The organism is Pseudomonas sp. XP2 (assembly GCF_053557975.1).
Map to the genome: position 1 here is coordinate 317,376 of NZ_JBNRIK010000003.1, position 9,306 is coordinate 326,681.

General features: G+C 63.6%; 4 protein-coding genes. All 4 read right to left on the reverse strand.

The features are described from left to right. Nucleotides 1–79 precede the first annotated feature (79 nt). From ACK1VC_RS06060 to ACK1VC_RS06075, 4 genes are read right to left on the reverse strand one after another with little or no spacing between them, the layout of a single operon-like run. Entirely contained in the window at nucleotides 80–1,570 is a 1,491-nt protein-coding gene (locus tag ACK1VC_RS06060; protein ID WP_016487450.1) for an efflux transporter outer membrane subunit, read from the reverse strand. Continuing rightward, on the reverse strand, nucleotides 1,567–4,674 hold the full coding sequence (locus ACK1VC_RS06065) for an efflux RND transporter permease subunit (protein ID WP_191086679.1): 3,108 nt from the start codon (nucleotides 4,672–4,674) through the stop codon (nucleotides 1,567–1,569). Before ACK1VC_RS06065 ends, ACK1VC_RS06060 begins: the two co-directional genes overlap by 4 nt. Continuing rightward, on the reverse strand, nucleotides 4,671–7,769 hold the full coding sequence (locus ACK1VC_RS06070) for an MdtB/MuxB family multidrug efflux RND transporter permease subunit (protein ID WP_145914080.1): 3,099 nt from the start codon (nucleotides 7,767–7,769) through the stop codon (nucleotides 4,671–4,673). Before ACK1VC_RS06070 ends, ACK1VC_RS06065 begins: the two co-directional genes overlap by 4 nt. After that, the gene (locus tag ACK1VC_RS06075; protein WP_023047931.1) at nucleotides 7,766–9,076 is read right to left on the reverse strand and encodes an MdtA/MuxA family multidrug efflux RND transporter periplasmic adaptor subunit; all 1,311 of its coding nucleotides are present in this window, start codon (nucleotides 9,074–9,076) and stop codon (nucleotides 7,766–7,768) included. The genes ACK1VC_RS06070 and ACK1VC_RS06075 overlap by 4 nt, the downstream gene beginning before the upstream one ends. Nucleotides 9,077–9,306: the final 230 nt, after the last annotated feature.

The following is a 9,306-nucleotide window of genomic DNA, read 5'->3' on the forward strand; positions in this document are numbered from 1 at the left end:
CGCACACAGAGATCGCCGGGGCCGCCTTGCGGCCCGATCCCGACACAAGGCCGCTCCTCCAAGGGCCTGTACGTGCCGGTCAGTCCTGCTCGGCGAACGCCTGCTCGGCATCCCAGCCGCCACCCAATGCGGCCACTAATTGCACACTGGCCACCAGGCGCCCTTGCAGCAGGTTCAACACGCTGCGCTCGTTGCTCAGTGCCGTGGTCTGCACGTTGACTACGTCCAGGTAGCCGATCAACCCGGCGCGGTACTGGTTCTCGGTCAGGCGCAGCGACTCGCGTGCGGCATCCAGCGCCTCTTGGCGCACCCCCGCTTCATCGCCGTACACCTTCAACTGCACCAGCAGGTTTTCCACTTCCTTGAAGCCGTCCAGCACCGTCTGACGATACTGCGCCACGGTCTGGTCATACACCGCCACCGTGCGGTCCACCTCGGCGCTGCGCTTGCCGGCGTCGAACAGGGTCAGCGCCAGCTGCGGGCCTACCGACCAGTAGCGGTTGGGCAGCTCGATCCAGTTGCTGAAACTGCTGCTGGAATAGCCACCACTCATGCTCAGGCTGAGGTCCGGGAAGTACGCCGCCCGCGACACCCCGATATTGGCGTTGGCCGCCATCACGTTGCGTTCGGCAGCAGCGATGTCCGGGCGACGCTCCAGCAGTTGCGACGGCAACGAAACCGGAATTTGCGGCAATGCCGGAATGGCCTTGCTGTCAGCCAGAGCGAAGTCGGCCGGGGTCTTGCCCAGCAGCACAGCGATGGCGTTCTCGAACTGCGCACGCTGCCAGATCAGGTCGATCAGGTCAGCCTGGGTGCTTTTGAGCTGGGTGCGGGCCTGGGCCACGGCATCCGGCCCGGAGACACCAGCCCGGTACTGGTTTTCGGTCATTCGAAGCGAGCGCTCATAGGCTGCCACGGTGGCTTCCAGCAAGCGTTTCTGCTCATCGATAACCCGCAACTGCAGGTAGTTCTGCACCAGCTCTGATTGCTGGCTCAAGCGGATCGAGGCGAGGTCGGCAAAGCTGGCTTCGGCACTGGCCTCGTTGGCATTCATGGTTTCGCGCAGCTTGCCCCACAGGTCGATTTCCCAGCTGACACCGAGCTGGGCGTTGTAGGTATTGCGAATACCACTGCTGTTGTTGGAAAGGCTGGAACTGGAGCTGCCGGTACCTTGGGCGGAGCGGTTTTTGCTTGCGCTCAGGTCCAGGCTTGGGAACAACGCTGCACGGCTGCTGCGCACCAGCGCCTGGGCCTGGCGGTATTGCGCCTCCGATTGCGCCACGGTCTGGTTGCTGCGGTTAAGCTCTTCAACCAGCGCATTGAGCCCTGCATCGCCGTAGATTTCCCACCAGGCGCCGCGGGCGATGGCATCGGACGGCGTGGCCTGGGTCCAGCCTTCGGCGTGTTTGAACTGCGCCGCCGTGCTGTTCAGCTCGGGGCGGTGGTAGTCCGGGCTCAAGGTACAGGCACTGAGCAAGGCCACGCACAGCCCGGCGCCTAGCAGGCGCGAGCCTCGCCCTTTGGTCAACGCTTGCAGCGCACGGTGAAGTGGGGTCTGGGCGAAAGTCATAGCGGGGTTTCCAGGGCGACGTCGGTGCGCACGCCGCGCCAACGGTTGAAACGGTGGCGCAGGCGGTCCAGGTACAAGTAGACCACCGGCGTCGTATAAAGGGTGAGGACCTGGCTGAAGACCAGGCCACCGATAATGGTCAGGCCCAGCGGCTGGCGCATTTCCGCGCCTTCCGCATGGCTCAGCAGCAGCGGCAAGGCGCCAAGGATGGCTGCAAGGGTGGTCATCAGGATCGGTCGAAGGCGCAGCAGGCAGGCCCGACGGATCGACTCTTCCGGCGACAGACCTTGTTGACGCTCCAGCTGCAAGGCCAGGTCGATCATCAAGATGGCGTTCTTCTTCACCACACCGATCAGCAGGAACAGCCCCAGCAGAGAGATCAGGCTGAATTCGCCACCGGTGACATACAGCGTCAGCAAGGCACCGACGCCTGCCGAAGGCAGTGTCGACAGAATGGTCAGCGGGTGGATGTAGCTTTCATAAAGAATGCCCAGCACCAGGTACACCAGCAGCAGTGCGCCAAGGATCATGAAGGGCTGGCCCTGCTGGGTCTTGGCAAAGGCATCGGCCGTACCACCAAGCTTGGCGATCACCTCTTCGGGCAGGCCGAGCTTGGCCACTGCACGCTCCACCGCCGCCATGGCCTGGTCGGGGCTGTAGCCCTCGGCGACGTCGAAGGCGATGTCTTCCGAGGCGAACTGGCCTTCGTGGCTGACCCGGTCATTGGCCAGGCTGTTCTCGTAACGGGCGATGGTCGACAGCGGCACGCGGGCGCCGTCCGCAGTAATCACCTGCACTTGCTCAAGGGTGCTCGGGTCCCAGGCGTATTTCGGGTTGATTTCCAGCACCACCTGGTACTGGTTGAGGCTGTCGTAGATGGTGGAAATCTGCCGCTGGCTGTAGGCGTTGTTCAGTACCGTGGTCACCATGTCCATGTCGATGCCCAGGCGCTTGGCCTGGTCACGGTCGACCACCAGCGTCACCTGCTGGGTACCGGAGCCGTCACGCGCGTCGATGGCGGTCAGTTCCGGCAGTGCACGCAGCGCCGCAACCACCTTGGGGAACCACTGGCGCAAAGCCGCCAGGTCGCCGCTTTGCAGGGTATACAGGTACTGTGACGAGGTCTGGTCACGCCCGCCGCCCCCCAGCTGCAGGTCCTGGTCGGCCATCAGGAACAGCCGACCACCGGGCACTTTGGGCATTTCCTTGCGCAGCCGCTCGATCACCTTCTGCGCATCGATCTTGCGCTCGCTGATCGGCTTGAGGCGCACCAACACCATGGCATTGTTGGTACCGCTGTTGCCACCGATGAAACCGGCCACACTCTGTACTGCCGGGTCAGCCAGCAAGGCGCGGCGGTAGATTTCCATCTTCGGCTGCATCACGGTGAACGACAGGCCGTCGTCACCGCGGATAAAGCCCATCAGCTGGCCGGTGTCCTGCTGTGGCATCAGGGTCTTGGGTATTACCACGTACAGGGCGATGTTGATACCAATGGTCGCCAGCAGGCTGAGCAGGGTCAGGCGCTTGTGGCGCAAGACCCAACCCAGGCTCCGGTCGTAGGCGTTGACCATGCGCTGGTGGACGTTGTCGCTCCAGCGCTGCAGGCGGGTCTGCGCGGCCTGGTGTGGTTTGAGCCAGCGGGCGCACAGCATTGGCGTGAGGGTCAGCGATACCACCAGCGACACGATGATCGCCGCCGCCAGTGTGATCGAGAACTCCTGGAACAGGTTGCGCACGATGCCGCCCATGAACAGGATGGAGACGAACACCGCCACCAGCGACACGTTCATCGACAGCAAGGTGAAGCCCACTTCCTTGGCCCCCAGGAAGGCCGCCTTCATCGGCGGCTGGCCGTCCTCGATGTGCCGCGAGATGTTCTCCAGCACCACGATGGCGTCGTCCACCACCAGGCCAGTGGCGAGGATCAACGCCATCAGCGACAGGTTGTTGAGCGAGAACCCGCACAGGTACATGACCGCGAAAGTGCCCACCAGCGATACGGGCACTGCCAGGCTGGGTATCAGTGAGGCGCGCAAGCTGCCGAGGAACAGGTACACCACCAGGATCACCAGCACCACAGCGATCAGCAGGGTGTGTTCGGCTTCCTTCAGGGTGGCCTTGATCACCGGCGAGCGGTCCATCGCCACGTTCAGTTGCACACTGGCCGGCAGCAACGACTGCAGGGCGGGCAACTGCGCCTTGATCTGGTCGACCGTCTCGATGATGTTGGCACCGCTCTGGCGGTTGACCACCAGCAACACCGCACTCTGGTCATTGAAGAAACCGCTGTTGTAGCGGTTCTCCACGCCATCGGTAATGCTCGCCACGTCGGACAGGCGCAGGATGGTGCCGTTCTGCTGGCGGATCACCACCGGCTCGTAATCCTTGGCGCTTTCCAGCTGGTCGTTGGCCCTTACCTGCCAGTTGCGCTCGGCATCCTCGACAAAGCCCATGGGCCGACGCTGGTTGGCGTTGGCCACGGCCGTGCGCACATCGTCCAGTGACACACCGTACTGGTTGAGCAATTGCGGCTCGACGGCAATGCGCACCGCCGGCAGCGAACTGCCGCCGATCTGCACCTCCCCTACCCCCGATACCTGGGCCAGGCTCTGCGACAGGATGGTGTCGGCCAGGTCGTACAGCTGGCCTTTCTGCAGCACGTCCGACGTCAGCGACAGCACCATGATCGGTGCTTGCGACGGGTTGATCTTCTTGTAGGTGGGCATGCTGCGCATGCCGCTGGGCAACAGGTTGCGGGTGGCGTTGATCGCTGCCTGCACCTCGCGCGCCGCGCCGTCGATGTCGCGGCCCATCTCGAAACCGATGATGACCCGCGTAGAGCCCTGGTTCGAGCTGCTGGTCAAGGTGGTCACGCCGGCGATGCTGCCCAGCTTGCGCTCCAGTGGTGTGGCCACGGTGGAGGCCATGACCTCCGGGCTGGCGCCGGACAAATTGGCCGACACCACGATTACCGGGAAGTCCATCTGCGGCAGCGGTGACACAGGCAACAGGCCGAAGCTGACCCCGCCCAGCAGCATGATCGCCAGGCTCAGCAGCATGGTCGCTACCGGGCGACGGATGAAAGGACCGGACAGGTTCATGCCTCGGCCTGCTTCACGTCTGTGCCCGGGCGCCAGCGGCGGGCCAGGCGGTCGAAATACAGGTAGATGACCGGGGTGGTGAACAGCGTCAGCACCTGGCTGACCAGCAACCCGCCGACCATGACCAGGCCCAGCGGCTGGCGCAGCTCGGCGCCGGAACCGGTGGCGAGCATCAGCGGCACCGCCCCGAACAGCGCGGCCAGGGTGGTCATCAGGATCGGCCGGAAGCGCAGCAGCGCCGCCTGGTAAATCGCATCGCGCGGGCTCATGCCCTGGTGGCGCTCGGCCTCAAGGGCAAAGTCGATCATCATGATCGCGTTCTTCTTGACGATGCCGATGAGCAGAATGATGCCGATGATGGCGATCATGCCCAGGTCGTTGCCGCTGATGAGCAAGGCCAGCAAGGCCCCCACCGCCGCCGACGGCAGGGTCGAGAGGATGGTCACCGGGTGGATGTAGCTTTCGTACAGCACGCCCAGCACGATGTACATGGTCACCACCGCCGCCAGAATCAGCAGCAAGGTGCTCGACAGCGACGCCTGGAAGGCCTCCGCAGCCCCCTGGAAGCGGGTTTGCACCCCCAGCGGCATGCCGATGTCCTTCTGCACCTGCTCGATCACCTGCACGGCTTCACCTAGCGAGGCGCCATGGGCCAGGTTGAACGACAGGGTCACTGCAGGGAACTGGCCAATGTGGGAAATGGCCAGCTGGGCCTGACGCTGCTCGATGCGCGCCAGCGCCGACAGCCGCACCTGGCCGCCATCGGTGGCCTTGACGTGGATCGACTCCAGCGCCTGCGGGCCGATCACTGAAGCGTCCTTCGACTGCAGCACCACGCGGTACTGGCTGGCTTGGGTGTAGATGGTAGAAATCTGCCGCTGGCCGAAGGCGTCGTACAGGGCATTGGTGATCTGCGACACGCTGATGCCCAAGCGGCTGGCCATATCGCGGTCAATCACCAGGTACACCTGCAGGCCCTTGTCCTGGAGGTCACTGGCGACGTCGGCCAGCTCCGCGCGTTGCTGCAGCGCCTGCACCAGCTTGCCGCTCCATTGCGCCAGCAGGTCGGCGTCCGGCGATGATAGGCTGAACTGGTACTGGGTTCGGCTGACCCGGTCCTCGATGCTCAGGTCCTGCACCGGCTGCATGAACAGGCGGATGCCCACCAGCCGGTCAAGTTGCGGCTGCAGGCGGCTGATCACTTCGCTGGCGGTGGCGTCGCGCTCGCCGTGAGGCTTGAGGTTGATGAGCAGGCGGCCGCTGTTGAGGGTGGCGTTGTCGCCATCGACGCCGATGTAGGACGACAGGCTTTGCACGGCAGGGTCCTGCAGGATCACCTTGCTCAGGGCCTGCTGACGCTCGCTCATGGCGGCGAACGAGGTAGACTGCGGTGCTTCGGAGATACCCTGGATCACGCCGGTGTCCTGCACCGGGAAGAAGCCCTTCGGCACTACCATGTACAGGAACACGGTCAGCACCAAGCTGGCCACCGCCACCAACAAGGTCAGCGGCTGGTGCCTGAGTACCCACTGCAGGGCGTTGCCGTAGTGTTTGATCAGCCAGTCGATCCAGGCGCCGCTGGCGCGGTAGAAGCGGCCTTGTTCCTCTTCCTTGGGCTCACGCTTGAGCAGGCGCGCGCACATCATGGGCGTCAGGGTCAGCGACACCACCAGGGAAATCAGGATGGCCACTGCCAGGGTGATGGCGAACTCGCGGAACAGGCGGCCGACCACGTCAGCCATGAACAGCAGCGGGATCAGTACCGCAATCAGTGAGAAGGTGAGCGAGATCAGGGTAAAGCCGATCTGCCGGGCGCCCTTGAGCGCCGCCTGCATGGGCGTCTCGCCCTCCTCGATGTGCCGGGAGATGTTCTCCAGCATGACAATGGCGTCGTCGACCACAAAGCCGGTGGCAATGGTCAGGGCCATCAGCGTCAGGTTGTTCACCGAGAAACCGGCCAGGTACATCACGCCGAAGGTGCCGATCAGTGACAGTGGCACGGCAATCGACGGAATAAGGGTAGCGCTGAAACGGCGCAGGAAGACGAAGGTAACCATCACCACCAGGACAATGGCAATCAGCAGTTCATGCTGTACGTCCTTGACCGCGGCGCGGATGGTCTGGGTGCGGTCAGTCAGCACCGACACATCGAGGCCGGCCGGCAGGTTGTCGGTGATCGACGGCAACAGTTCCTTGATACGGTCGACCACTTCAATGACGTTGGCGCCAGGCTGGCGCTGGATGTTCAGCAGCACCGCATGGTTTTCGTTGGCCCAGGCGGCCAGCCGCTCGTTTTCGGCGCCATCGACAATTTCCGCCACATCCTTCAGACGCAGTGGGGCACCGTTGTTGTAAGCCAGGATCAGGTTGGCGTATTCCTCGGGGGAACGCAGCTGGTCATTGGCATCGAGCATCGACACCCGGGTGGGGCCATCGAAATTGCCCTTGGGCTGGTTCACGTTCGAGGCGCCGATCAGCGTGCGCACGTCATCCAGGTTCAGGCCGTTGGCCGCCAGGGCGTCGACGTTGACCTTGATGCGTACCGCCTGACGCTGGCCGCCGGCAATGCTGACCATGCCTACGCCGCTGATCTGTGCAAGCTTTTGTGCAACGCGCGTATCGACCAGGTCATTGAGTTTGGGCAGCGGCATGGTCTTGGACGAAATGGCCAAGGTCAGCACCGGGGTGTCAGCCGGGTTGACCTTGTTGTACACCGGCGGCGCAGGCAGGTCGCTGGGCAGCAGATTGCTGGCAGCGTTGATCGCAGCCTGCACCTGTTGCTCGGCAACGTCCATGTTCATGTCGAGGTTGAAGCGCAGGGTAAGCACCGATGCACCACCGGAACTGGTCGAAGCCATTTGCTCCAGGCCGGGCATCTGGCCGAACTGGCGCTCCAGGGGTGCGGTGACGGCGCTGGTCATGACCTGCGGACTGGCGCCGGGGTACAGGGTCATGACGCGGATGGTCGGGTAATCCACCTGCGGCAAAGCGGAGACCGGCAGCAGCTTGTAGGCGATCAGGCCGGCCAGGACAATGGCCAGCATGCTCAGCGTGGTGGCGACCGGCCGCAGGATGAACAGACGCGAGAGGTTCATGCGCCCGCCTTGCCTGCTGCTTTGCCTGGCTGAGCTTCACCGGTGTGCGCCGCGCCCTTGGTGTCCTGCCCTTGGAGATGCTGGCCCGGGGTGGTCGGCACTTGCGAGCTGTCTTCGACCACTTCCACTTTGGTGCCTTCACGCAGGCGGTCGGTGCCTTCCAGCACCAGACGGTCGCCGGCCTTCAGGCCTTCGAGGATGACGCTGTTCTCTCCATCGCTGGCGCCGACCTTGAGCTTGCGAACATTCACAGTGTTTTCGGCGTTGACCACATAGGCAAACGTGCCGTCATTGCCAAACTGGATGGCCGCTGCCGGGGCCAACACCACCTGCTTGAGGGTATCGGCCAGCAGGCGCACGTTGACGAACTGATTGGGGAACAGGGCCAGGTCCTTGTTCTCGAAGCGCCCCTTGAACTTGAGGGTACCGGTGGTGGTGTCGATCTGGTTGTCGATACTGCCCAGCACGCCGGTGGACTGCAACTTGCTGTCACTGCGGTCCCAGGCCTCGACCGGCAGGCTGGCGCCGCTGCGGTAGCGTTCCAGCACGGTGCTCAGCTCGGTCTCCGGCAGGGTGAAGGCGACATTGATCGGCTCGGTCTGGGTAATCACCACCAATGCAGTGGTGTCGTTGGCCGCAACCAGATTGCCCAGGTCGAGCTGGCGCAGGCCCACGCGGCCGTTGATCGGGGCACGGATCTGGGTGAAGTCGAGGTTCAGGCGAGCGTCGTTGACCTGTGCCTGGTTGGTCTTGACCAGCCCCTGGAACTGCGCCACCTGCGCTTCGGCGGTGTCGAGGGTTTGCTTGGCAATACTGTCTTCGGCGTACAGGCCTTTGTAGCGGGCTACATCCACCTGGGCGTTTTTCAGCTGCGCCTGGTTTTGCGCCAGCGTACCTTCGGCCTGCTGCAGGGCGATGCGGTACGAGCGCGGGTCGATTTCGGCGAGCAGGTCGCCGGCCTTGACCTGCTGGCCTTCCTTGAAGTGGATCTTCACCAGTTCGCCAGCCACGCGGCTGCGCACATTCACCGTATTGGTGGCGGTGACGGTGCCCAGGGCTTTGTAATACAGGGGGAAGTCGCCTACGCGTACCGGTTCGACGCGTACCGGCACCGCTTCGCTGGAGCCGCCGAACCCTGGGCGGCCACCCATCATGCCCATGCCCTTGCCACCGCGCCCGCCGCCGCCGGCTTCTTTATGCGCAGGCGTTGCTGCAGGCCACAGCCACCAGGCCAGTGCAGCCACCAGCAGCAGGATCAGCAGGCCGACGAGCCAGCGACGGGGGGAACGGGAATTGGACACTTGCATGGGTTGAACGAACCTTGTTCGGAATGGCGGCTTGGGGAGGATGAACGATAAGCAATGGTATCGTTTTAGCAAAGGGCCTTTACCAGAGGTTTACCTTTGGCTGACGTTGCCAAGACGCTGAACTTTAAATGAAAACGGCCCGGAAAGCGTTCCGGGCCGTTACAGGGTGTTGCTTGGAGGAGTGGCGGGCTGAAAGGTTTCGGTTGCCTGGACTGGCCCTTTCGCGGGGG